The 25664-nt window shown below is 60.2% G+C and carries 22 protein-coding genes and 4 pseudogenes; 19 read left to right on the top strand and 7 right to left on the bottom strand.

The features are described from left to right. The first annotated feature begins 219 nt into the window (after positions 1–219). Positions 220–1473, top strand: coding sequence for a PucR family transcriptional regulator (locus A0W34_RS29615; protein WP_042926010.1), 1254 nt, complete (start codon positions 220–222; stop codon positions 1471–1473). A 53-nt stretch (positions 1474–1526) separates the two neighbouring features. Here the strand turns inward: A0W34_RS29615 and A0W34_RS32885 are convergent, their stop codons facing one another. Both A0W34_RS32885 and A0W34_RS29625 read right to left on the bottom strand, forming a co-directional pair. Next, positions 1527–1931, bottom strand: a complete 405-nt coding sequence (locus A0W34_RS32885) for a hypothetical protein (RefSeq protein WP_128638070.1) — start codon at positions 1929–1931, stop codon at positions 1527–1529. A 711-nt stretch (positions 1932–2642) separates the two neighbouring features. Beyond that, on the bottom strand, positions 2643–3947 hold the full coding sequence (locus tag A0W34_RS29625) for an IS256-like element ISRer3 family transposase (protein ID WP_042927240.1): 1305 nt from the start codon (positions 3945–3947) through the stop codon (positions 2643–2645). Between the two features lie 127 nt (positions 3948–4074). Here A0W34_RS29625 and A0W34_RS29630 point away from each other — a divergent pair, with 127 nt between their 5' ends. After that, positions 4075–4728 (top strand): TetR family transcriptional regulator, encoded by a 654-nt coding sequence (locus A0W34_RS29630; RefSeq protein ID WP_042920075.1) that lies wholly within the window; start codon positions 4075–4077, stop codon positions 4726–4728. Positions 4729–4927: 199 nt separating this feature from the next. Next, positions 4928–5956, top strand: a complete 1029-nt coding sequence (locus tag A0W34_RS29635) for a helix-turn-helix domain-containing protein (protein ID WP_051649474.1) — start codon at positions 4928–4930, stop codon at positions 5954–5956. A 132-nt stretch (positions 5957–6088) separates the two neighbouring features. Here the strand turns inward: A0W34_RS29635 and A0W34_RS29640 are convergent, their stop codons facing one another. Further along, on the bottom strand, positions 6089–7207 hold the full coding sequence (locus A0W34_RS29640; protein WP_051649475.1) for a hypothetical protein: 1119 nt from the start codon (positions 7205–7207) through the stop codon (positions 6089–6091). After that, positions 7204–7461, bottom strand: a pseudogene (locus A0W34_RS33505) (hypothetical protein); the annotation flags it as partial. The pseudogene A0W34_RS33505 and the gene A0W34_RS29640, both read right to left, overlap by 4 nt. A gap of 705 nt (positions 7462–8166) precedes the next feature. Here A0W34_RS33505 and A0W34_RS29650 point away from each other — a divergent pair. From A0W34_RS29650 to A0W34_RS29690, 8 genes are all read left to right on the top strand, one after another. Further along, complete coding sequence (locus A0W34_RS29650; protein ID WP_042920077.1) at positions 8167–9273, top strand: NDMA-dependent alcohol dehydrogenase; 1107 nt, start codon at positions 8167–8169, stop codon at positions 9271–9273. Positions 9274–9301: 28 nt separating this feature from the next. Beyond that, positions 9302–10312, top strand: coding sequence for an NAD(P)/FAD-dependent oxidoreductase (locus A0W34_RS29655; RefSeq protein WP_042920079.1), 1011 nt, complete (start codon positions 9302–9304; stop codon positions 10310–10312). Between the two features lie 27 nt (positions 10313–10339). After that, positions 10340–10657 carry a ferredoxin gene (gene fdxA / locus A0W34_RS29660; protein WP_042920082.1) on the top strand — a complete coding sequence of 106 codons (318 nt, stop codon included), beginning with the start codon at positions 10340–10342 and terminating at the stop codon, positions 10655–10657. Between the two features lie 89 nt (positions 10658–10746). Continuing rightward, the gene (locus tag A0W34_RS29665; protein ID WP_042920084.1) at positions 10747–11742 is read left to right on the top strand and encodes a R2-like ligand-binding oxidase; all 996 of its coding nucleotides are present in this window, start codon (positions 10747–10749) and stop codon (positions 11740–11742) included. 1003 nt (positions 11743–12745) lie between these two features. Then, positions 12746–13096, top strand: coding sequence for a transposase family protein (locus A0W34_RS29675; protein ID WP_074447157.1), 351 nt, complete (start codon positions 12746–12748; stop codon positions 13094–13096). 22 nt (positions 13097–13118) lie between these two features. After that, positions 13119–14048: a transposase gene (locus tag A0W34_RS29680; RefSeq protein ID WP_058228368.1), complete on the top strand. Its 930-nt coding sequence runs from the start codon at positions 13119–13121 to the stop codon at positions 14046–14048. Between the two features lie 27 nt (positions 14049–14075). Further along, the gene (locus A0W34_RS33855) at positions 14076–14507 is read left to right on the top strand and encodes a tyrosine-type recombinase/integrase (RefSeq protein WP_051649477.1); all 432 of its coding nucleotides are present in this window, start codon (positions 14076–14078) and stop codon (positions 14505–14507) included. Then, positions 14504–14776: a hypothetical protein gene (locus A0W34_RS29690; RefSeq protein WP_058228369.1), complete on the top strand. Its 273-nt coding sequence runs from the start codon at positions 14504–14506 to the stop codon at positions 14774–14776. The genes A0W34_RS33855 and A0W34_RS29690 overlap by 4 nt, the downstream gene beginning before the upstream one ends. Positions 14777–14954: 178 nt before the next feature. Here the strand turns inward: A0W34_RS29690 and A0W34_RS29695 are convergent. Beyond that, a pseudogene (locus A0W34_RS29695) lies at positions 14955–15467 on the bottom strand (ATP-binding protein); the annotation flags it as partial. Positions 15468–15539: 72 nt separating this feature from the next. Further along, a pseudogene (locus A0W34_RS29700) lies at positions 15540–16791 on the bottom strand (Mu transposase domain-containing protein). Between the two features lie 67 nt (positions 16792–16858). Here A0W34_RS29700 and A0W34_RS33510 point away from each other — a divergent pair. Beyond that, positions 16859–17287: pseudogene (locus tag A0W34_RS33510) on the top strand (IS1380 family transposase); the annotation flags it as partial. 79 nt (positions 17288–17366) lie between these two features. Here A0W34_RS33510 and A0W34_RS29710 read toward each other — a convergent pair. Next, complete coding sequence (locus A0W34_RS29710) at positions 17367–18023, bottom strand: response regulator transcription factor (RefSeq protein WP_332316283.1); 657 nt, start codon at positions 18021–18023, stop codon at positions 17367–17369. 132 nt (positions 18024–18155) lie between these two features. Between A0W34_RS29710 and A0W34_RS29715 the strand changes: the two genes are divergently transcribed. The 7 genes from A0W34_RS29715 to A0W34_RS29740 all read left to right on the top strand — a co-directional run bounded on the left by A0W34_RS29715 (position 18156) and on the right by A0W34_RS29740 (position 25663). Next, positions 18156–19490 (top strand): sensor histidine kinase, encoded by a 1335-nt coding sequence (locus A0W34_RS29715; protein ID WP_051649478.1) that lies wholly within the window; start codon positions 18156–18158, stop codon positions 19488–19490. Between the two features lie 302 nt (positions 19491–19792). After that, positions 19793–19948 carry a hypothetical protein gene (locus A0W34_RS32890; protein ID WP_156519336.1) on the top strand — a complete coding sequence of 52 codons (156 nt, stop codon included), beginning with the start codon at positions 19793–19795 and terminating at the stop codon, positions 19946–19948. Between the two features lie 62 nt (positions 19949–20010). Next, entirely contained in the window at positions 20011–21495 is a 1485-nt protein-coding gene (locus A0W34_RS29720) for an aldehyde dehydrogenase family protein (RefSeq protein WP_042920093.1), read from the top strand. A gap of 12 nt (positions 21496–21507) precedes the next feature. Further along, on the top strand, positions 21508–21918 hold the full coding sequence (locus A0W34_RS29725; RefSeq protein WP_042920096.1) for a sterol carrier protein: 411 nt from the start codon (positions 21508–21510) through the stop codon (positions 21916–21918). 85 nt (positions 21919–22003) lie between these two features. Then, entirely contained in the window at positions 22004–23689 is a 1686-nt protein-coding gene (locus A0W34_RS29730; protein WP_081558941.1) for a long-chain fatty acid--CoA ligase, read from the top strand. 375 nt (positions 23690–24064) lie between these two features. After that, positions 24065–24742 carry an MlaE family ABC transporter permease gene (locus A0W34_RS29735; RefSeq protein WP_231915856.1) on the top strand — a complete coding sequence of 226 codons (678 nt, stop codon included), beginning with the start codon at positions 24065–24067 and terminating at the stop codon, positions 24740–24742. A 141-nt stretch (positions 24743–24883) separates the two neighbouring features. Continuing rightward, positions 24884–25663, top strand: coding sequence for an MlaE family ABC transporter permease (locus tag A0W34_RS29740; protein WP_081559622.1), 780 nt, complete (start codon positions 24884–24886; stop codon positions 25661–25663). Position 25664 lies beyond the last annotated feature (1 nt).

Genomic DNA, 25664 nt, shown 5'->3' on the forward strand with positions numbered 1-25664 from the left:
AGCCGCTGACGCTTCCGTCACCGGCGAGCCGAACCGAAAGGAGCCGGTGCGTCAGAAGCCAGCAAGGAGGGCTCTGACGAGAAGCCGAGGTGCACAGGCGGCGGGGCAAGCCCCGAGATCGACAAGCTAGATCCGCAGCGATCGTCACCGAAATGGCGTGCCGCTCCAGAATTGAACTACCAGGGTAGGTATGACACTAAAATGATATCGACTCATTTGATGGAAACACTTGTGGACGAGATGGAGGACAGGAAGGCAGAGTTGACCGAGAATATCTCTTCATTCATAAGTGCATCAATCCATGAAATGAACGGCAATGCAGACGCAACCGGACTTCTACACACCAGTGTGAAAGCCAACATCAATGCGGCTATCGACTTCCTGGCCGACAGGACTGAGCACGACAACTTGCGAGCTCCGCATGCCGCCCTGTGCCATGCTCGCGTTCTCGCACACACGCATGTCCCGCTGACGGCGCTCGCCCGCGCTTATCACCTGGGCCAATCGAGATTTCTTGAGCATGTCCTGTTCTCGCTCTCGCGAGCTACGCACACGTTGGCCGCGAATCAACTTGCGCATCTGGTCAGCAGGTCTGCCGTCTTCATAGACCGCGTGTGTCAGGACGCATGTTCAGAATACGAAGCGGAGAAATCGAAGATACGTGAAGAAAATAGTTCTGTAAACACGGAACTCGAACGCGCAATGTCGCCATCATGCACAGATCCTTTGGACGCATACAAAATCGATTCATATTACAATCTCACAGGAAACCCTATTGCCATTGAGTTTTGGACGAATGACCGGGAACCATTCCCGAGCAAGTCCTGGCACCAGCTCGTAGATACCGTTAACGTCAGACTCGGTACGATCGGTCGACCGCAAGTCAACAGTAAAGGCGATGCCCGATCCCTGGTTTGGTTTCCGATAATTCACGCCGGAAGGATTTGCCTTGAAAGCGTTACAGACGTTCTTCAGAAGTACGGCCGAATTCGAGCAGCAATTGGAACCGTGCAGAGTGGTGAAAATGGTTTTCGGAAGACAGCCAGGCAGGCAGAGCGCGCGGCCCGCGTGGTTTCGGACGGCAAGGTCGATATCAGTCCGGTGGTAACTTTCGAGGAAGTTGCAGCCATCACTCTTCTGCTCGAAGATCCGGAAAGCCTAAGGGCTCTAGCGGAAGACTCACTCGGAGGCTTGCTTCTGGACAGTGCGCGGAACCGCTGGCTCCGCGAGACCTTGCGAGTCTACCTGGCAAACAACTGTAGCGTTACCGCGACCGCTCACGACATGACGATCCATCGCAACACGGTCAAATACCGCATCCGACAAGCAGCGAAAGAGTGCGGTTGCAAGCTGGACGATGCCGGCATCCTCATGAACCTCAGGATTGCGCTGGATGCCGCGTGGTGGACACCCAGCACAGTACTCAAATTACCCATACCGCTCGGCTCAGTAGACGCACGGTTGACGGTTTGAGCAGGGTGGCTGCGACCCGGCTCAAACCTTCCAGGTTTCCAGCGCCACGTTCGTCAGACTCCATTGCCATGCTGATTCACGATTGTTGCTATCAGAATATCGAATGCCGCATTCGGTGAAAGCGACTTGATTCGGTCATTGATATCCATTTCTTTGCCCTCGATTCCTTCACTTGTCGCAATGTTCGCCGCATTTGATTCGACAGATCCTTCGGACGTCTCCAAGATTCGACCGGCCCACACTCCGGCTGGCGAAGGATCAGTAGCAAGATACTGCTCGCAGTCGGTCAGTATATGACATTTCATGCAAGAGTCCGCTGCAGTTTTATGACGCGCAGCTCGCTGAGCAACCGTCTCGTAGGGTGGATCGGATTCGTAGTCCCACAGTTCGGGCTCCCCCTGGCAGGGTGTGACCAGCACCCGACCACGAACTGCGAGACGGTCCAATGCTCGATTCAAGGTTGATTCCTTTAAATACGGGAGCGAACTCGATACGACCTAGTTGTACGATAGCCATTCCTCATGTGTCAAAGAGGGAAGGATGAGTTGTGCATAAAGAACAAGGACTCCTTGCGACTTTGGCCAACTTGGACATATCACAGAACGGTGCCGATCCAGTACGATCGACACCACGACGACGGCTTCTTCAGGCCTCCATGAATGCAGTGGAAATCGAGGTATCGTGCTGGATTTTGTATTCTTCACATTGACACCGCTCCTACTGTTAATGTTGGCACCCGCGTGGATTCCGTTGACTTACCATGGGTGCGCGAGTCTGATCGAACGCCGAAATATTCGCGACGTGAAAACCAGCCAGATGTAGGTCGAGCTACGCAGACGAGGGGTGTGCGTAGCCGACCTCTGCAATGGAGAGCTTTTCTGACGCCACACGCCGGCAGTTGTGCCGAGTTGCATGCTCTGCGTTCGCTGCACGCCGCTCGGGAAACCTACCGAAAGAACAGATGAGTTCTTCGTAGGTGTTCGGCTCACCGCTGCGCCTGGTTCGTTCGCCCGCCGATAACGCCACTGGTCGCATCGCTGGCAGCATCGACGCGCTGGCGACAGCGACATCATCCCCCACCACCAATGTCCGAACGCGCCTAGACTTCTATTCATGAGTTCCGTCCACACTGCGCGGAGATATTGTCAAGACCTGTGGATGAGGGTGTTTCAGGCGACCTCCGTTTCGCTTGATTCGTCGGGCTCAGCGGGTGAGATGTCGATGGGTCGTTCGAGCAGCTTGCCTTTGTGGAACACCGCGCCGGCACGGACCAGCGCGACCAGATGGGGGGCGTTGACCGCCCGCCAGCGGGCTTGTGCGGCGTCGATCAGCTTGTAGGCCATGGCAATCCCCGCTGCGCGTGACCCAGGGCCCTTGGTGACCTTGGTTCGCAACCGCACGGTCGCAAACGTCGATTCGATCGGATTCGTAGTGCGCAAGTGGATCCAGTGCTCGGCCGGGTACCGGTAGAACTCCAGGAGCACGTCGGCGTCGTCGACGATCTTGGCGACCGCCTTGGGGTACTTCGCGCCGTAATCTACCTCGAAGGCCTTGATCGCGACCTGGGCCTTGTCGATGTCCTCGGCGTTGTAGATTTCCCGCATCGCCGCGGTCGCACCTGGATGAGCCGACTTGGGCAGCGCAGCAAGCACATTGGCCTGCTTGTGAAACCAGCAGCGCTGTTCACGGGTATCCGGAAACACCTCCCGCAGTGCCTTCCAGAACCCCAGCGCCCCATCACCGACGGCCAGCACCGGGGCGGTCATCCCGCGGCGTCGGCATGAGCGCAGCAGATCAGCCCACGACTCTGTGGACTCCCGGAACCCATCGGTGAGCGCGACGAGCTCCTTGCGGCCGTCGGCGCGGACGCCGATCATCACGAGCAAGCACAGCTTCTCCTGCTCCAGGCGGACCTTGAGATGGATGCCGTCGACCCATAGGTACACGAAATCGGTGCCCGAGAGATCCCGGTCGGCGAAGGCCTTCGCCTCGTCCTGCCATTGCGCGGTCAGCCGGGTGATCGTCGAGGCCGACAGCCCGGCACCAGTGCCGAGGAACTGCTCCAACGCCGCACCGAAGTCGCCGCTGGACAGCCCGTGCAGGTACAGCAGCGGCAACACCTCGGTCATCTGCGGGGACTTGCGTGACCACGCCGGCAGGATCGCCGAGGAAAACCGTTGCCGTTCACCGGTCTCGGCGTCGACACGGCGGTCGTTGACCCGCGGTGCGGTCACCGTCACCGCCCCCGCCGCGGTGAGCACGTCACGCTCGTGGTGATAGCCGTTGCGGACCACCAGCCGCCGGCCGTGCTCATCGAGATGCTCGGCGAACTGCTCGATGTATGCGGCGACTTCGGCGGCCAACGCCGCCGCGAGCATCTGCCGGGCACCGTCGCGAACGATCTCGTCAAGCAACGACCGACCAACACCGCTGTCGTCGTTGGAGGATTGCTGATCCTGAACTACCGTGAGCATGGGCGTACCTTCCCGAACCAGCGCGCCAACGCCGGTCCTGATCAGAGCTGATGGAATTTCAGATCATTCCCGGGAAGGTGCGCCCACTCACGCCGCCTCGCCGAGAACCATCCACAGGTTCTGATCATTGCTCACTGCGCGCCCTGATGGTGGCTACCGGACAGCGGCAAGCACTCTCCTTCGTGCGACCGCGTTAGACGCATTGAGCGCTCTCCTGCTGCGGCAGAGCTGGAAGTCCGTGACCATGTCCGAGGTCGCGAAGGAAGCCGGTTTGTCTCGACAGACCATCTATAACGAGTTCGGGTCCCGGCGCGGTGTGGCGGAGAGCTACGCGATACGACTGACCGATCAGCTGGTCAGTGTGGTGGACGATGGACTCTACACTTGCGTTGGTGATATCAGATTGGCGCTCGGCCGAGGTTTGGCTGCGTTTTTCGCCGTCTCCGAACGTGACCCATTGGTCAGATCGCTACGAGAAGAAGACGCATCCGCAGACCTCCTGCGGCTCATTACTGTTCACAGCACCCAGCTTGTCGAGCGAGCCGCAGATCACCTCTCTGCCACATTTCAGCGATGCTGGGTGCAAGCCCCGAAACGCCAAGCCGATATCCTGAGCACGTCCATCGTTCAGATGGCCTTGGCGTATGTCTCACGGCCCCCGACTGACGCAGCCCAGACCGCCACCGATATCGCAGACCTACTCGCTCCGTACATCGAGGGGTTCCAAGATTTTCAAGCCAATCCAGAGTTGAGCAAGACGACTCGATTCGGTCGACCGTAGCGACAGCGGTGTAGCGCCGCTAGCGTCGGTGTCACGCAATATTCCCATTCTCAAGAGAAACGAACTTCCGGACAAGAATCCGTCCAGCTTGCCACCACCTCAGTTCCTGGCGTGATCGACGAAAGTGTCGTCGCAAACGTGGGTGACGGCTATGTTCGGTGGAGTCATAAACTTGTGAATTCGGGTCAAAGGAATCACCGTGAAGCTGAGCGATGAGGGTTTGCCACCGCTTGCGTTCGTGCAGCTGCTCGAACGCCGCGCACTCGACCCTGGCGCCGCCGCGCGCCTTCGCGCGATCATGCACCGCGAAGGAACCAGTGAAGCGACGCTCATTCAGCATGACGTCCAGGCACCGATACGGTGGTTTCGGGAGGTCTATCCCGAACTCGATATCGCCCAGGCCACTCGACTCGGATTTGCGTTTGCCGAGCAGGCCCAGTTGACATCGTTCGGGCCCCTGAGTTCACCTTTGATCAGCGCTGGTTCGGTCGCCGAGATCGTCGATCTCCTAACATACCTGCCATTGATCTCCACGGCGTTGAAATCGCAGTTCCACACTGGCGACTACGGTCTGATCGTCGGGCTCACTGCGCACACAGGCGATTCCGCACTGGACTGCTTGGTCATCACCTACGGTGGGTCGGCGTTATTACGACTGCTGGACATGCTCGCCGGTGACATATCGCCGGTGACACTCCATCTGAGCTGGCCGGAGCCGACCGAGGTGAGCCACGACAAAGGTCCGGGGGCGAATCGCCGGTTCTTCGACGCTCCGATTTCCTTCGTCCACGTACCCGAGGACACACTAAACAAGGCTTGTCGGTTCTCGGACCCTCTCGCATATCGACTCGCTATCGCTGATCTGCAGCGAACACTCGCCCATCGGAGTGGGTCCATGCCATCCGCCGAGAAGGTGAGGCAACTGTTGGAAAAGGACCTCGGACAGCGAACCAACCATGATGTTGCACAAGCTTTGTCGATGTCCAGCAGCACGTTGAAGCGGCGGCTTGCCGAAGAAGGGACCACTTATAGCAAGTTGCGCCAATCGCTGCTGTACGAACGCGCGATGCTACGGCTCCTCGACCGCTCGGTTTCGGTCAGCGAGATCGCTTCTGAACTCGGATACAGCGACCTCGCCAACTTCTCTCATGCCTTCAAACGCTGGACCGGGCGCTCTCCGAAAGACTTCCGAAACCCACGACTCTCGGACGACCCGGATTCGACGTAGACCACACAGACGGGGTCAGATCGATGCCTCCGTTCGCGGCCTGGTCGATCTTCATCGCGGAGATTTCGGAGACGTCACCGCCACCCTGCCGTGAGAAGAAGAGTTTGTGCAAACCCGAGTACGAACCACTTGTCACTCGACGGTGTCGGCCGGTACGCGTGTGGTCTCCGATTCGAGAAAGTCGACGAGTGCTTCCAACAGGCTGTCCGCGCGCGTTTCGACATCGGCCAGAACGGAGTCCACGTCGTCGAGAAGACCGTGGGCGTGTCTACGCGCAAGCGTTCCGCGTTCGCAGTAGCCGGGGTCGAGTAGGACCCGCGGTACTGGATCCGGTGCCGCGATCTGCTCCGGCTGTTGTGACCGCGCAGTGGGCTGCAGGTGGGTGGGTGCCCGTCCGTCCAGGTGCATTCGCACGATGCCCGCGACCGCACGGGCGGTCAGCGGGGTCGCAGCCAACGGGGTGTGGCCCCACCGGTCGATAGGAGTCGACAGCGGCTGTTTCCCGGCCGGGTCGAAATACCGGTCGTATCCGCCGAGCCCGGCGCCGCCGTCCACGGCATCGAGAGCGTCGGCGATCATTCGAGTGCTCGGATACCGGGTCCGATGGCCGAGCACCTCACACCAGCGCTGGTACACCATCCGCGGCGAGATGCCCGTCCCCGCCAGCGCGAGGGAGGTGAGGGTATGAACGCCGCGGCCTGTCTCGACGCGAAGGGCGTCGAGACCCGCATCGGCGGTGACATCGCACGCCCGCAGGGCCGCGATGTGCGTGTACGGCAGACCTGTCGTAGCGAGCGTGAGGATCAGTGCGTCTCTGCGTGCGAACAACGCTGACGGCCAACCGTATTCGGGAAGCCGCGCGATGATTCCGCCGATCACGGCTGCCACCTCTTGCAGGCGCGACGTGCGGGCACCATCCAGCGCAGCCCGGACGGTCTCAGCGCGCCCGGGAGGAGGTAATAGATGCCGATGATGAGCGGTGTCGATCACCGCGATCCGACGGCGTTGGGTCGTCGGCGCGGCGGGGTGCGCGTGAAGGAACCGAGCAAGTGACTCCGGAGAGGCCGCCAGTGAGGGTTCGCCATGGGCGGTGCACCAGTCCTCGAACAGTGACCACGTGTGCCGATCCCGCCTCGGTATCGACGTGTTCGTGATGTCCGCTGGTCGTATCGGACAAGGGCGGTCGTCGTGGTCAGCATCTGCCCCGGTCGTCCCGTCGCCGGTCACGGGCTCGGTCGGGTGCCTGGTCATAGGCCGAGCTCGGTAACGGCGTTGCCGACCAGTGGCGCATTCTCGTGAGCGTATGTTTCGACCATTGCGGGTTGTGGTGTACCCGGTTTGGTGCATGATGGCGCGTACGTCTGCACCGTTACGGAAGGCTTGGGTGACGAATCCGGCACGCAGTGAAGCCCGCCCAGTTGGGCGACGGTGGCGGTATCGTAGCCAGCGCGACGCCGGATTGCCGCATGTACCGTAGCCCCGGACAGGGCTGTGTCGGAGAGATTTTCTCGTATGGCAAATAGGTCTCGCCCGCAAATAAGTCTCGACCTTCGAACTCGTTCCGTGAACCAGCATCAGCAGGAGCGCACGAGCAGGCGGGTCGAACCTCGTGTGCCAGCGCTCCGTCCAGTAAGCCGACGGCAGGGTGGAGTGGCCTTCGTGCGATTTCATTCTCCAAGACCGTGTCAGGGCACGGTCGGGCGTACGGCCACACCTCGCCGACACGTCTCGAGGCCGCGCAAGTATCCTCTTTCAACACCCGGGACCGTGTAGTAAGTAGGCCCGTGATCCATCAAATTCGCCCGAATCTGGTTCATCGCGCGGGCACGCGGTGCTAGCGCCGCCGTACGCACGGGAAGGATACCACGAAATGACGTACGGACCCTTGTCCCGGTGAATCCCGTCGATTGACGATGCCAACCCGCCGAAGACATAAGGATGCACAGACCGAATGACTTTTTGCCCTGCTCACAAAGGCCTCGTGGGGCCGAACCTAGTGGCACTGATAGACCGCTAGCACGCCCCACGCTAAGGACAACCACCTCGGACGAAACCCCACCAGCACACCCCAAAGGATCGGTCGAGGCGAATTCTGCCGTGATGCCGGGTGGCGCGCTCGGGCCAAAGGTGGCGCTCAAGGACCGCGCGGTGATGTACACCACACCGGCACAGTAGACGTGTCGGAGGTTACTGATGAATGGAGAATATGGATGAAAACTAAGGCTGCGGTCCTGTGGGGACTCGGCGAGAAATGGCAGGTCGATGAACTCGATCTCGACGATCCCAAGCCAGGCGAGGTGATGGTCAAGCTCACAGCCAGCGGCTTATGCCACTCAGACGAGCATCTGGTCACGGGCGATATTCCGATTCCCTTCCCCGTCGTCGGCGGTCATGAGGGCGCAGGGATTATCCACAAGGTGGGAGCCGGCGTCACCGAAGTCGAAGAGGGCGATCCCGTCGTCCTTTCCTTCCTGCCAGCTTGCGGACGATGCAGCTACTGCGCCCGAGGCATGACGAACTTGTGCGACATGGGCGCCTCCATCGTTCTGGGGCCACAGCTTGACGGCACTTACCGATTCCACGGACGCGGTGAAGACATCGGGCAGATGTGTGTGCTCGGCACATTCAGCGAGTACACCGTGGTCCCCGTGGCCAGCGTCGTGAAGATCGATCAAGGCTTCCCCCTCGACCGCGCTGCCTTAGTCGGCTGTGGCGTGACGACGGGCTTCGGTTCAGCGGTTCGCACTGGCGAGCTGCGCGCAGGCGACACCGCGGTGGTCATCGGAGTGGGGGGGATCGGCAGTAACGCAGTGCAGGGCGCGCGGATTGCCGGTTGCCGCTACGTGATTGCTATCGATCCGGTCGCATTCAAACGTGAGAAGGCACTTGAGTTCGGTGCAACGCATGCCTTCGCCACCGTTGACGAGGCATGGCCGGTGGTCGCGGACCTCACCCGCGGGCAACTGGCAGATGCATGCATCATCACCACTGGTGTAGCCGAAGGTTCCTACATTCTCCCTGCCCTTTCGTTGGTCGGAAAGCGTGGCCGAGTGGTCGTCACTGCCATTGGCCATCCGGACGAAGAATCGTTTTCCGGGTCACTATTCGAACTCACCCTGTACGAGAAGTCGATCAAGGGATCCCTCTTCGGCTCGTCCAACCCCCAGATGGATATTCCTCGCCTCCTTGAGCTCTACAACCTTGGTCAACTCAAACTCGACGAGCTCATTACCAAGGAGTATGCACTCGAGGACATCAATGAGGGCTACGAAGACATGCGTCAAGGACACAACATCCGCGGGCTAATCCGCTTCTAAACCCTGGGCTGACAGAGAGATCAGAAGAATGGCTAGCACGGAATATTCAGTCGATGTCGACCTGCTCATTGTAGGCGCCGGTCCGGTAGGTCTGTACGGCGCCTACTACGCAGGCTTCCGCGGACTGTCGGTCGCCGTCATCGACGCACTACCCAACCCGGGTGGACAGATCACGGCGATGTACCCGGAGAAGCTGATCTTCGACATCGCCGGATTCCCATCAGTAAAGGGACAAAAGCTGATCGACGGACTTCTTCAGCAGGGCGCACCGTTTCAATCGACATATCTGTTGGGGCAGCAGGCGGTTAGTCTCGACCCAGTTGGAGACCGGTGGAAGATTGCAACCAGTACAGGCTTGCAGATTCTGGCTTCGGCTGTTGTCATTACCGCCGGGGTGGGGTCCGTGTCGCCTCGACCTCTGCCCTGCGGCGAAGAGTTTGTGGGCAAGGGTGTGCAATATTTCGTCCCCCGGCTCGACGTGCTTGAAGGGCAAGACGTGCTCGTGGTCGGGGGCGGCGACTCAGCGGTTGACTGGGCGCTGGCTTCTGTTGAGCGTGCCCGATCGACAACCCTGGTGCATCGCCGCAAGCAATTCCGCGCCCACGCACACAGCGTCAAACTGTTGCAGGAATCGTCATGCCGCCAGCTCGTCGATGCCGAAATCATCTCACTGAACGGAAATGGCAGCGTCGACTCCGCCATCGTCAACGTCAAAGCCTCTACCGAGCCGGTCACGGTTCCCTGCACGCTGGTCGTCGCGGCCCTCGGATTCACGATGCAACTCGGTCCGCTCGCGAACTGGGGACTCGAACTTGAGAATCGGTCGATCCTGGTCGATACCACAATGAGGACCAATCGAAACCGCGTCTTTGCTGCCGGTGATATCGCCACATATCCAGGAAAAGTGAAACTTATCGCGGTCGGTTTCGGGGAGGTCGCCTCTGCGGTGAACAACGCCGCGGCCATCCTTCAGCCCGAAGTCGGTCTTGCACCCGGACATTCCAGCGACAATGCGCCGGTATTCGCAGCCATCAGCTAGAAACCCGGATCGGAAAGGAGCATCGTCATGGGCTTCGTCATCGGCGAAAATTGTATTGACATCATGGACAAATCCTGCATGGAGGAATGTCCGGTCGACTGCATCTACGAGGGCGGGCGGATGGCGTACATCAACCCAACCGAGTGCATCGACTGTGGCGCGTGCGAAATCGTGTGCCCGGTAGAGGCGATCAAACCCATGCAACGTCTGGCCGACAAGTGGAAGCCCTTCAAAGAAGCGGCTGCCAACATTTTCGAGACCATTGGGAATCCCGGCGGCTCAACCACAGTCGAGGAAGCACTTGAGGATCCGGAATTCGTCAAGAACTTTGTCAAAGACGACTAACCCGGCGAGTCACGCCACCGACACGCTATATGCATCAGTCGTCGCGGAACGCGCGGCGACATCACCGAAAAAACTGTTAGGAGCAGAGTATGGAGCGCTCGATCACACACAACGGTCGGACCGGTTTCGGCAGCCTTACCCCAGGTGGCCTGAAACTCGACAACTTCCCGATGAAACTTTTCACCAAGGGTAATGGGAAGGTCTGGAATCCGGCGGCCATCGACTTCACCCAGGATGCGGTGGATTTTGCCGCAATGAGCGCGGACGAACAGCGATTGACCATGGTGCTGGCGTCTCAATTCATCGGCGGCGAGGAATCGGTGACTCAGGACCTGCAGCCGTTCGCGGCGGCAATGGCTGCAGAGGGGCGCCTCGGTGACGAACTGTACCTGACACAGTTTATCTACGAGGAAGCTAAGCACACCGAGGGTTTCCGGCGCTTCTTCAATGCCATTGGCCACGAGAATACAGATCTGCACCAGTACGTCGAGTACAGCGACGCGTACAAGCAGATTTTCTTGGACGAATTGCCCAGTGCTCTATACACCCTGACCGAGGACCCATCCCCGGCGAACCAAATACGGGCGAGCGTGACGTACAACCACGTCGTTGAGGGTTGCATCGCTCTGACAGGCTATTTTGCGTGGGCCAAGATGTGTCAACGACGGGGGATCTTGCCCGGTATGCAAAAGCTCGTCAAACACATCGGTGACGACGAGCGCAGGCACATGGCGTGGGGAACATTCACGTGCCGCCGTCACATTGCAGCTGACGATCGTAACTGGGACGCTGTCAGTGACCGCATGCAGGAACTGCTCAATCCTGCGTTGAACCTAATCGTCAATCTCTTCAGCGAGTACGAGGATCGCGGAATTCCGTTCGGCATCACGATCGACGAGATGACCGACTACGCACTCGACAAGGTCAACCGTCGACTCGAATCGATGGAGAGTGCTCGCGGTCTAGATCCCGCGGGTATCGATCTCGACTACTCCCCCGCCGATTTGGAAGAACGCTTCCATATCCAGGATCAGAAGGCAATCGCTGACGCCATCGCACAGGACAAGAAACTGGTCGGCAGCTAGGCTATTTAGACCTTGGGGGGCTGGTCTCGACCAGCCCCCCAAGTCCCTTCAATCGCCGCCCCGTTAAGCCTGGATACACCGATCCAAATAGTGGCCGAACGCAAGTCGTAATGCGAAAAGCCTTGCCGTAGTGAATGAACAAGATTTCCTGAAGATCACATTCGGACGCAGCGAAGAGCACCTCGCAGATGCAACTATCTCAACCCCGACCATCGCAACTTCCAGATTCGACGACCCGAATCTTGTTTCCACCGTATGGCTGGGCCCCAGTGGTCGCGTTGGCCGAGCGACCCGGACTGCTCACCTGTCCGTACCGACTGATGCAGGCGCCAATGCCGGCCGAAGATTGATCACTCGGCGGCGCTCACGTCGACGGCACAGCTAGGCTAGCATGTTGCCATGGCGATCCTCCGCCACGGAGCAATGAAATCGCTATTCGACCACCCTTAGGCACCTTCGACGTCGGGTTCGTGCCTGCGCAAATTCGCCTTCGGGCACGCGCGCCAACTCGACGCCGTGGCGTCACGGTTTCTCTGCGGACTCGCTGAAATCGCCCTGACTGCCGGCGACGGCGGTCGGGTGCTAATCGACATCAACGACTCGATCATCGAAGTCCACGGCCACAGTTCAACAAGGACGCCCACACCGCGCCAACGATTGTCAGACAGACGGCTGAGGAAAGGTTCGTGCGGTTCCTCCCGAGAAACGGCCCGAAGGATCGCCGACAATGGCGCTGATCCCCAAAGGATATCGAAGCCATTACGCGCAAACTCCGCGTTTTCCGGATATCCCACTATCGGTGCGGCAGTTCGGGGAGGCTCTGTCAACGACGGGTTGGAATTGGTTCTGGCCCACTTTCCGTGACGGCTCCACCTTCACGCCGCGTGTCGTTCCGATATGACGTGGACCGTGTGGGAGATGATCGTTCTGATGTCCTGAGAACTGGTGTGACCTGCGTGCATTTCTTCCGCATCTGGCGGGTGTCGACATCGATTCGGTCGATGTGACCGCAGGCGGAGTCCGTATTCGGGCGTCACCGTTGTCGACGTTGGCGAGCTGCCCGACGTGCGGTGTTTCCTCGAAACGAGTGCACAGTCGGTACGAACGAATGCTCGCCGATACGGCTATAGCTGGCCGATCGAGTTACGTTGTCTTGCAGGTACGTCGACCTATGTGCTCGAACACCGGCTGTGACCGACGCACATTTGTCGAGCAGATCGACGGACTGACCAAGGCTTACGCACGGACCACTCCGCTGCTACGCGGAACCCTCGAGAAGATCGCATTTGGCATCTGCGCTGGGCATATATGTCGGACGCTCTACCCTGTTGCGCCTGGTCCGAGCGCTACCTGATCCGCCCACGACCACTGTCGAAGTGCTCGGTGTCGATGATTTCAAGCTGGGAAGGCGACATCGGTACGGCACAGTTCTGATCGATATGGACACTCACCGGCCCGTCGATGTTCTCTTACCAACCGGAAAGCCGAAACAGTCACCAAAATGGCTCACCGAACATCCGGGAACACAGGTGATCTGTCGTGATAGCGCTGGCGCGTATGCCGAAGCCGCCCGTGCCGGAGCGCCCGAGGCGATCGAAGTCGCCGACCGCCGGCACCTATGGCACAACCTCGCCGAAGCTGTGAGGAAAACCGTTGCAGCCCATCATAATTGCCTGAAGAATCCTGAGTTCGAGCCTGAACCTTCGATCGAACGCACCGCGTCGAAACAACTGAAGCAGGTCGCCGAGCAGGTACACACCACCCGTCCGGAGAGTTCAATGCTCGTCATCCGCACGAAGAATCGTTTCCAGGCGGTCGAGACTCTCAAGAACGAAGGCATGGGAATCCGAACTATCGCACGGCAACTCGAACTGGCACGGGAGACCGTTCGTCGTTTCTACTACGCGAACAGTGTCGATGAGTTGTTGGGGCATCGCGAGCCGGCCTGCCAACTATGTTGGACGAGTTCGCCGAATATCTTCACGAGCGTTTCAACGACGGCCATGCCTACGCTGCTGCACTTTACGAAGAACTTCAAGAATTGGGATATCGCGGCAGCTATACAGCTCCGTTCTGGATTACCTTCGCCCGTTTCGCAGGATAGGGGCAGCTCCACCGTCCACACCGAAAGGTGCCGAAAGTGCGGCGGATCACCTCGTGGATGCCGCGGCATCCCGACAACCTCACCGACGATGGGCAGATCAGGCTCAAGCAGGTTCTCGCCAGCTGCCGGCACCTCGAAGCAACTGCAGGCCATGTCAAGTCGTTTGCAGGGATGCTCACCGGACGCCTTGGCAAACAATTGAACCTGTGGATGTCGGCCGTTTCGGCTGATGATCTGCCGAACTTGCATCGGTTCGCTCGAACGAGGCCAAGCCGATACGTCGGCTTTGTGGGTCGGGCGACGTCAGGCAAAGGGTCGTCCGTTGCGCTACCCAGCTTTCGAGGCGTCGTTTCGGGCCACTGCGACTCGGCTCGGTGTTCATGCGACATCGCACATGTTTCGGCATACGGTGGCTCAGTTGCTGGTCGACACGGCGGGACTGCATGTGGCACAACAAATCCTCGGACATCGGAATGTGTCCACCACTGCCGATGTGTATGCCTATGTCGATGAGAAAGCTATGTTGAAGGCGCTCGTGGAAAGTCGCTCGCCGTCAGCGGAGCGCGCACCTGACTGTTGTGGAAGGAATCCGGACGTCGGTATGCGCGACTACGCCCCGGAGACAATTGCGGCATTGGACGATCTGGGAGGGTGCCGGTGAACGCGGTCAGCCTTCAGATCGATCGGGACCTGCGCAAAGAGCCATTCGAACCCGATCGGGTGATGGCTGCCGTCAGGGAAATGGTGCGCACCTGGGACTGCGGACCGCGGCGCCGACAGCACGTCATATCGGATACGGCGGCGATACTTACGAACACTCCTGCGCAAGAGGGTATTTCGTTGCAGCAGTGGTGGCTGATAGCCGAGGAACGGTGCACCGTCTCGGAGGGGCGGGCATTGGTGCTCGGCCGTTTCGTTCAGCCGACATGACCGTTCATCACATCCGCCCGGATTCCGCAGAACAAGGCACGAGCCATCGGTGAACCCGCCGGACGAATCGCTGCCCGCGAACTCGAAGTAGAATGACTCCGCAAGGCACTACGACGAGCCGAAGAACTCAACGACGACGTCGCCACCGCCCTCGAATCCTTCAGCTGACCAACACAGCATCAAACTCTTGAGACAAGACCTCGTCGATGATCAGTTTGTAGCGGCGAATCTTCTTCAGTTCCGCTTCGATCCGGCCTGCATGGTGTACGGCACCGAGACGAGCAATCCAGTTCGATGCCGTGTCGAAGAGGACGGAGTAGCCGGCGTGGGCCGCTTTTGCGCCGAGTCCGATTGCTATGTGTGTTTTGCCGATGCCGGGCGGGCCGAGCAGGATCACGTTCTCTGCCTTCGCCACGAATGTTTCGGTGGCCAAGGGCGCCAACACCTCACGACGTAGCGATGGCAGGCGGTCGAGGTTGAAGTCCTCGAGTGTTTTCACCGCCGGAAAGTGCGCAGTGCGGATCCGCATGATGGCACCCTTGGATTCGCGCTCAGCGACCTGCTGTTAAAAACAGCGCTGCAAGGTATTCCTCGTGTGGGACCAGTTCTCATCCCGCCCCTGGGCTGCGAGATCTTCCCAGGTTGCTCCGGTCGTCCGCGTTTTCAGTACCCGGGTGAGGTGGGCGATCATCGACGGCAACCCATCGGATGATCCTGCCGGCTTCGTTGGCGTTGTGGTCTTCGAACTGGTAAAGGTAGCCACTTACGTTCTCGCTTTCGTTGTGGGAATGCAGAAATCGACCCTGAAAAGGGCGTCATAGTCAGGCAGAGCACGCAAGGCGGCCCGGTGCCCGTCGAGATGGTGGCGGTCGGCGTCATGGTGACGTCGCTGGTCGGCGGTGAACTGTTGCCGCAACTGCGCGGCCGCCTGGACGTGAGCCGGATCGGTAACCACGGCATGTTCGCCCAGGATCGTCGGTAAGAGCCGACGACCTGTCCCTCGCAGGTGACCACCACCTCGTTCGGGTGATGCGGCGACGTCGACGAACCTGCCGATCACTCGTGGGTCGACGGAGTAGTCTACTGCATCCATCCTGATGTAATAGTCACGGGCCAACTGGATTCGGTGGTGCAGTCCGATCGGCGGGTTCACCGGCGGCGGTGGAAGCATCGCCGAATAGTCCGTGTCGAGCAGGTCGATCGCGCGGCCCCCGATCGAGCGAACCATCCGAGAGTTGGCGCGTAGGAACCAGTCGCCGAGTTAGTCGTTGAAGTCCTCGGGGGAAGCGAACCGGCGGCCAGGCGGAAACGAGGTCTCGAGGTAGCCGTTGTGCCGTTCGACTAAGCCCTTGTACTCGGGGTCCCGCGGTGGAGCGAGTTTGATCTGCGTGGCCAATGTTCCCGCGAACGCCACCGCTGGAGTGATCACCCTTCCAGTGCCACCGATCGCCGAATCTCTATCCCACAGCAGTGTTTTGGTCACTCGACCGATCTTCGCGACCGAGGTCCACATTCCCGAGAGAATACCCCCGCCCTGCCTCGAAGGAATCATCGATGCGGTCGTGAACCGTGAGAACGCAAATGTCATCACCCGCACAAGGCAGGATTCGTTCTTGCCCGGCTGCGACCGGGATTCTCGTCTCTGGGAACCAGAGATCGTATTGGGTGAGTTGACCAGGCTCCTAAGTGATTCGGTCGGCGGAGTCGATTCCCTGGTACTCCGGCCGGATCTGTCCCACCCGATCATTGAGTGTGGTCAGCGAATGTTCCCAGCCGATCCGTTCGGCGATCACCGTCGCGGGCATCCGCGGATACTCGGACAGCAGTTGCCTGATCTGTGGCTCGACTCCATCGGCGAGTGAGCCGCGTCCCCCGACCCGGCTCTGGCCCTGCGCGCGTAACGCAGTGCGCCCGGCGTCCCAGGCGATGCCCATCCGTCGTGCGATTTCCTTGATCGGTGTTTCTTCGCCGCGCTGCAGACGACGAATTTCTGCCCAATCCTCCACTGATATCACCCTCCTAGCATCGGAGACGGTCAATCCCAATCCGTCGCTAACCCCAACGGTTCAACGTGTGGCGCTCCACGCATTCTTCACCCCCACCGACCTCGCAGACATCGACACTTGTTGCGGCCGATGGAATCCATCGCCGGCATACGATCATCGAGCAAGTGCATGCGGATCTGGAGAACTCCGTGCTCGCACACAAAGCCCACAGTGCGTTTTGCGCGAATGCCGACTGGCTCGTCTGCGCTGGAATGGCCTTCAACCGCACGCACACTGCAGCGACACTAACCGGTGACTCCGCACTGGCGAAAAGCGAGCGCCGGCGCCATCCGCCGGACGGTGATCTCGGTCCCCCAACGGATCGCCTAACTCCGTCCAAAAACTGACCTTGCACCTCCCGCCGGGCTGGCCGTGGGAGAAACCGTGGACAACGTTGTTCGAGAGCATGTTCTACCGCCCCGATCATCGCCTGACCGGGTCCGACTCTTGCGCGCCCACGTTGTGAAGATCCAGTAGGACGACCCGACAGCTGAGGTCGGCTGATCGACCACGCTCACAGCTCACCCGATGGCGCGCAAGATAATTCACAACGACGAATCATTACCTCGGTGCATCCAGGAATCGGCGTCGAGTAGCCCATAGCGACCCGCCATGGCCGCTGCTTCGATACGATTTCGCGCCCCTACCCGTTGAATAAGTGATGCGACCATCCTCTTGGCTGTTCTTTCGCTGACATGCACTCGCTCAGCGATTTCCGTTGTCTCCAGACCATGAGCGAGCAGGCTCCACAGTTTCACTTGTTGTGGACCGAGCTTGTCTAGGAGATCATTCTCGGGCTTGCGACTACTTCTGAGTATTTTCTCAAGCACGCCCGCCTCGACGACTTTCATTCCGGCCGCAAGGGCGAGTAGCGGGGCCACGAGCGCGTCCGCGTCGGACGACTTCGCCATGAACCCGTCCGCACCGCTCCGCAATGCACGTTCGGCCAAGGCGAGGTCCTCAGTGCCCGAAAGTGCCAAGATCCGCGTCGTAGGATAGGCGGCACGGACTGCTGCGATGGCCTCCAATCCGCCTCGTGGTGGCAGAGTCAGGTCAATCGTCACGATGTCCGCTCGGTTCTTCCCGACCAGTGCGACTGCCTCATCGCCGTTCGTCGTGGTGCCAGCAACATCGAAAAGGTGGTCAGCCCTGACACCTAACAACAGTTCGAGCCCCTGAGTGAAGAGCGCATGGTCGTCCACGATAACTACGACGAGTGGGGTACCAGACATAGATTGTAGTGTGACATGCCCGACAAGTACGCGATGCTATGCGGGCTCTCACCTAGAGAATCTGAAGGGATCGACTCAGCGCAGCCTTGAGGAGCAACGATCATGTTCAGAGGGTATGACCCTATCGCGGGAGCTGCGATAAAGCCTGTTCATTGGAAGGAACCCGAGCGAGTAATCGCGGTGCTGCGAGTTCTCGTCATCGGCAGCATCACCGTGGTCGTAGCTTTCGGAACACCGATAAACCGTACATACCTGCCGATAGCGGTGCTCGGTCTCGGGTTCGCCTTCACGTATGCCAGTTACATTTTGATTGCCGATCTGCAGGGCCTGCGCCAACTACCCCAGGATGTGGTCGCGGCCCTCGACGGGGTGGCGTCGGTGACATTGGCGGCCGCAACTGGTGGAGCAATGAGCCACCTTGTCGCAGTTCTGCCTTTGGCGATCGTCGCGATCGCGATACGCCAGGGGATTCGGCACGCCATTGCCGGCGCCGCGTGCGTGGGTGCACTATTTGCCGTGGTTGCACTCGCCATACCGCTGCCTAGTGCGTCGATGGCGTACCGCATAGAGACGGCATGGTGGTGGTGCGGTTACCTAATTATGTTCGCAGTCTTGACCGGCACCCTACGGAGCCTCCTCGATCGTGAACATGACCGAGCGGTCCAGGCGAGGGCCGAGGCGCTCTCGGAGCATCTGACAATTGTCGAGGAACGCGATCTCCGAGCCAGACTGCTCGAAGCCCAAGCGATGCGAGATGATGGGCTGAGGATCGTACTGCACGAATTCCGCACGCCGATATCGTCATTGAGTTCGTTGGCTAACTCCCTCGCCACCCCGGGCCGGTTTGACACCCAGGCCCAGGAAAGGGCCATCAGTCTGATTGCAGCACATAGCCGGCACCTCACCGACATGCTCGACAGTTTGGCCGATGTGGCGTTGAGTACGGGCGATCCCACCGGCGTCGCCCGCGTGCGGCGCATCGCATTGGACGAGCTTGCCCACGGGTCGCTCGCAGCGGCTGGCATCTCGCGCGCGAACAGCAAAATCACCATCACACCGCCCGGTGCCGTGGTCCACTGCGATGCCCACCGACTACAACGTGTCATGACGAATCTTCTCGAGAATGCGCGACGATACGGTGCGGACCATCCCGTGGAACTGTCCCTGATCTGCACCCCATCGTCCCTGAAGGTCGAAATCGGCGACCGCGGACCGGGTTTGACCGATGACGAGGCCACCCTGGTTACCCGCAAGTTCGTTAGCCTCGGCGAGCGCAGAGGCACGGCGGGGCTCGGTTTGTGGATCGTCGCGGAAATATCGAGCGCGATGGGCGGTACCTTTGTCTTGGTACCGCGCCCGGGGGGAGGACTGATCGCCCGAGTCGTCATCCCACTGGACAGCCCTCCGGAGATCTCAGCACGCGTCGACCCACGCTGACGCGACTCCCGCACGCCGTAAGTGCAGGAAACGGTCCCAGTCTCAAGCCACGATTCCAACTGGTCAAACAGCACCGGCCTGCCTGACTCGCCTGCCTGCACCGCTCACCACCTTACGGAGAGCTTCTGCCCAGTCGATGCCGTCAATCCGGGTCCTGGTCACATATAGCTTTGCCCGTGAAAGCTGGCACCACCCCGCGACCAGAAAGCCTGTCACTGCGGATATTTCATCCCGATGCACCAAAACCAGCCCCTTTGCAACGCACTTTTCTCAAGCCTCGCACCGGCCCCGGATTGCCCGCAGTGACGGGATCCGCAGCGGTAGTCCTCTCGTGCATTATGGGCACCTCCCGCCCGTCCGCCAACTACCCGCTCGTCGGAAGCTTCGGGCCTTTCATCGCGGCCGCCGACGGCCCGCTCGGGCCATCCATGGCCCGTATGACCCGCGCAAAGACGTGACCTGGATCACCAGACTTGACCCCTAGTGCGCCGAAGTCCGGCGTCCATAAGCAGGAGATTCGATGACCACGATCATCCCTGAAGGCACGGCACCGTCCTTGGATGGTGCCGAGGAGAGTATCTTCATAGCGGGACAGCGCCGCCCAGCGTTGAGCGGCAACACTTTGGATACTGTCGACCCAGGAAACGGGAAGGTCCTGACCCGGATCGCGCTGGGCACCGGCGATGATGTCGACGCCGCTGTGCGCTCGGCCCATTCCGCCCAGACCGAATGGGGTGCGCTTAAGCCCACTGCACGTAGTCGTGCGCTTGCGGAGCTTGCGCACCTCGTCGAGCAAAACGCTGAGGAGCTTGCCACACTCGAAACCCTCGACAACGGTAAGCCCCTCACAGAGTCCCTCTTCCTTGACCTGAGCATCGCAACGGAAGTCTGGCGTTACTACTCGGGTAGTCCATCCCGGTTGACCGGCGATGTTTTGCCGGTGTCGCCACTGGTGGGCGAGGCCCTGACGTATACTCGGCGGCAACCACTCGGTGTCGTCGCGGCCATCGTCCCGTGGAACTTCCCGCTCCTTATCGCCAGCTGGAAGATTGCGCCCGCTCTGGCCGCTGGTAATGCCGTCGTCGTCAAGCCGAGCGAGATGACCTCGTTGACGACGGTGCGGCTCGCAGAATTGGCGATCGAGGCAGGGCTACCTCCTGGCTTGTTCAACGTCGTAACCGGCTTGGGTCACGAAGCGGGACAAGCACTCGTAGAACATCCCGGTGTAAACAAGATTACGTTCACCGGGTCGACTGAGACGGGTCGGCGCATCGTTGCCGCCAGTGCCCGCAACCTTGCGAAGGTGACGCTCGAACTCGGTGGCAAGTCCGCCAACATCGTCTTCGCGGACGCAGACCTCGATGCAGTGGTCGAGGGTGTCCTGACTGCCATCTTCGTAAATCAAGGACAGGTCTGTTGCGCTGGTAGCCGCCTGTTCGTGCACCGCAGCATTCATGACGAGGTGGTTGCCAGACTGGTAGAGGCGACACAGAGAATCGTGACCGGTCACGGCCTCGACGATGGCACGCAGATGGGACCATTGATCTCGGCAAATCAGCTCGACCGGGTCGAAGGTTTTGTTCAGGCCGCACTCGCGGAAGGAGCGGTCCTGCAAACCGGCGGCAACCGCTGCTCGGACTCCGCCGGCTACTTCCTCGAGCCCACGATCTTCACCGGCGTGACCGACCACATGCGTATCGCCCGCGAGGAAGTGTTCGGCCCGGTTCTGTCGGTCCTTGCATTCGATGACGAAGCCGAGGCAATCGCCCGGGCGAACTCGAGTGAATACGGACTCGCAGCCGGCGTGTGGACCCGTGATGTCTCACGCGCACACCGGGTTGCGCACGCACTCGACGCAGGGACGGTGTGGGTCAACATGTACAACATGCTGGACCCAACCTCGCCTTTCGGTGGCTTCAAAAATTCCGGGTATGGACGTGACCTCGGCGAGGAAGCGCTTCTCGGCAATACCCAGACCAAGTCGGTCTGGATAAATCTCGACTAAGGAGAAACACAAATGGGCATCTTCAAGAACGCCGACGATGTGTACAAGTATGTCGGCGGTGTATTCAATCAGGGAGTTTCGGATCCCGAATTGGGACCGAAGTTTGCGGAGTCGGGTGTGACTCTTCGGATTACGTACACCGACCCTGATTCGGTGATCACGGTCGACTTTCCAAACGGTAAAGTTTACACCGGAGTGGATGTCGGGCCCGACCCGAACGTCGAACTGTTCATGTCGGCCGACAGCGGAAACAAGTTCTGGCTCGGCAACCTCAATCTCCCCGTCGCCATGGCGAAGGGCACGGTGCGTGCCAAGGGGCCAGTGCCGAAGCTTCTCAAGATCATCCCTACAGCGAAGACACTGTTTACCCCGTACCGAAACATGCTTGCCGTCGACGAGCGGACTGATCTGCTGAACGCCTAGCCGTGTATGGGAGCGTGGTGCGTCAATTTCACCGCGCCGCGCTCCCGTCGACAAGTCCCCCTTTTTTCTGAAACCTGGAGACCCCGTGCTTAGTACGATGCAAAACTCCCCACTGCTGGTCCGCGAGATACTGCTACACGGGCAGCGCATATACGGGAACTCCACTGTCGTGACCTACGAGCCGGATTCCTGCCGTCGCACCACATTTGACGAAGTAGCCCGCCGTGCCGAACGCCTCGCCAGCGGGCTGACCGAAATCGGAGTTTCTCCAGGCGACCGGGTCGCCACGCTTCTGTGGAATACGCAGGAACATCTTGAGTGCTACCTCGCGATCCCCTCGATGGGTGCCGTCCTCCACACCCTCAACCTGCGACTGACCCCAGAGCAGTTGTCGTTCGTGATTAACCATGCTCAAGACAAAGTCATCATCGCCGACAGGACTACTCTTCCGCTACTGGCCCGAGTACTCGACCAGCTCACGACCGTCGAGCATGTAATCGTCGTCGGCGACACCGACCAGCTACCCAACAACCGATACTTTCACTACGAGGACCTCCTGACAGTGTCCCGCGCACCATACGTGTGGCCGGATCTGGATGAATCGCAGGCCGCGGCAATGTGTTATACAAGCGGCACGACGGGCGACCCGAAGGGTGTCGTCTACAGTCACCGCTCGACGTACCTACACTCCATGGCATCTGCCGCAGGGAACGTCTTCGGTCTCACCGAGCACGACATCGTGCTTCCAGTAGTACCGATGTTCCATGCGAATGCGTGGGGATTGGCCTACACATCATGGCTTTCCGGGTCCGATATGCTCTTACCTGGCCGCTATCTCCAGGCCGATCACCTGGCAAAGATGATCGAGTCCGAGCGACCCACCCTCGCCGGCGCCGTACCGACAATCTGGAACGATCTCCTCAGCTACGCCCGAACACACAGCACAGATCTGAGCAGTCTACGACTCGTCGCGTGTGGAGGATCCGCGGTTCCACGCTCTCTCATCGAGGGCTACGACTCCGATTTCGGTGTCCGCATCATTCAGGCCTGGGGAATGACCGAGACCAGCCCGCTCGCAGCGATAGCTCTGCCACCGAAGGGAAGCGCGCCGGAAGACGAAATGTACTGGCGATCCAAGACTGGCCGAGTGACCGCGGGCGTTGAAGCGCGTCTGGTAGACGACTCCGGCAACGAGGCGCCCTGGGACGGAAAGTCGATCGGCGAGATCCAGGTGCGAGGGCCATGGATTACCGCGGCATACTACGGAGTCGACGCAGCCGACAAGTTCGCGGACGGATGGCTGCGCACCGGCGACGTCGCCCATATTGACCCCCGCGGATACATCCAGATCACCGACCGAACGAAGGACGTCATCAAGTCCGGCGGCGAGTGGATCAGTTCGGTCGACCTCGAAAACGCCCTGATGGGACATCCGGAGGTCTTCGAAGCAGCCGTTATCGCCGTACCCGACGCCAAGTGGGAAGAGCGGCCGCTTGGCTGCGTTGTGCGCACCCCGGGCTCGACGATCGGCACCGATGAACTGCGCACATTCCTGAACGCACAGGTCGCACGGTGGTGGATTCCCGAACGCTGGGCATTTCTCGAGGCGGTGCCCAAAACCAGCGTCGGAAAGTTCGACAAAAAGGCGCTGCGCGCGCTGTACGCCCGAGGTGACATGGAAGAGCAACTCTCGACCCGCACAGCGCAGCTCAGTCATGATTCACCCAACGCCGACGGTACTCGGAGCCTCCGGCAGGGATCCCTCGGATAGCACGATCGGACCGTCACAAGTGGTGACGGCTTTCATTGGGTCACCGGGCTGTGCCGGGGTTCCCACAGTCGCGGGAACCCCGGCACAGCCCCTCTTCACCGTCGGTGTGGACCGCACCCCACTGGTACCGAGCGCCGAAAAGGGGCCCATCCCAGTCAAACCCGGCCGGAGGCGTCTCTGTCGACGCGAATCGAACGCTGCGGCATCCGTCGACACACTCATACACAGGCACTCATCATCGCGGAGGACTACGTGCAACTGCTGGACAGATCCCGATCGGCGGGCGAGAGTGGCGCGAAGGCTTTGGCCGCCTTACGCGTGGCACCCCGTGCGGTCGGTGCTTTCTACGCCACGTCCCTTGAGACGTTTCGCTTCATGTTTCGTCGCCCCTTTCATCTGCGCGAATTTCTCCTGCAGGCGTGGTTCATCGCCAGTGTGTCGATCATGCCGACTCTGTTGATGGCGATCCCCTTCTGCATGATGTTCGTCTATCAGATCAACATCCTGCTGGCAGAGATCGGTGCCGTGGACCTCAGCGGTGCGGGTGCCGGTGTAGCCATCGTTCGCGAAATCGGGCCAATCGTCACAGTCCTGGTCGTCGCGGGCGCCGGATCGACCGCGATCTGCGCGGATCTCGGCTCTCGGACGATCCGCGAGGAAATCGATGCGATGAAGGTCCTCGGGATTGATCCCATTCACCGGCTTTGTGTTCCGCGAGTGTTGGCCTCCATGGTCATCGCGATGTTCCTCAACGGCCTGGTCTCGTCCGTCGGTCTGGTGGGAGGTTATATCGCCACCGTGTACATGCAGGGCGCGTCGCCCGGTCAGTACGTCACCTCGATCTCCATTCTGACCGGTCTCGGGGACTTCTTCGTCGCCGAAATCAAGGCCGCGGTGTTCGGGATGCTCGCCGGACTGGTCGCATGCCACCTCGGCTTGAACGTACGAGGAGGACCGAAGGGCGTCGGTGACGCCGTCAACCAGACAGTGGTCTTCAGCTTCCTGCTGCTGTTCCTGGCGAACTCGGTGATCACGACTTTGGCCTTGCACTGAACACGTTTGGACAACTGACAGAAACCGAACGACAAGAATGACGGGAATCTCGTGTCGATAGCCAACAAACCTACGGTTCTCCGGGGAACCGGAGCCGCCGCGATCAAGTTGATTGATGCGCCGGTCAGCCATCTCGAGGAGATGGGCCGACAACTCTCCTTCTACAACCACACCATCGCGTCGATTCCGCGGACCCTTCGGCGCTACCGCGCTGAGACCGTCCGCCTCCTCGCCGAAGTGAGCATGGGCACCGGAGCCCTCGCCGTAATCGGCGGCACCCTCGTGGTCATCGCCATGCTCACCGCCGCCGTGGGATACGAGGTCGGCCAGCAGGGTTCAACCTCGCTCGGCCACATCGGCCTCGGCGCCCTGTCCGGTTTCATCTCTGCCTTCTTCAACACCCGCGAAGCGATCCCGGTGATAGCCGGCATCGCACTGACAGCGACAGTCGGCGCCGGTTTCACCGCACAGCTCGGGGCCATGCGCGTGAGCGAGGAGATCGACGCAATGGAAACCATGTCGATTCCGTCACTGCCGTACCTCGTCACCACAAGGGTGCTAGCCGGCGTGATCGCAGTGATCCCACTGTATTCGGTGGCCTTGTTCATCGGCTTCGCCGCCACCCAGCTGGTCACAGTCTATATAGTTGGGGAAGCCGAAGGCACGTTCTCGCACTACTTCAACGTCTTCCTCGTACCCAGCGATGTGATCTGGTCCGCGGTCAAGGTGCTGGCGATGGCCGTCGTGGTGATGTGCGTGCACTGCTACCACGGCTATAATGCCGTCGGAGGTCCAGCCGGTGTGGGGGTCGCGGTCGGTCGAGCAGTGCGGACCTCGCTGATTTCCATCATGATCATCGACCTACTTATCGGTATCGCCGTGTACGGCGGCACCGCCGGGGCTGTGCGGGTGTCGGGCTGAC

It is taken from the genome of Rhodococcus sp. BH4, from assembly GCF_002079265.1.
Lineage (GTDB): Bacteria > Actinomycetota > Actinomycetes > Mycobacteriales > Mycobacteriaceae > Rhodococcus_F > Rhodococcus_F qingshengii.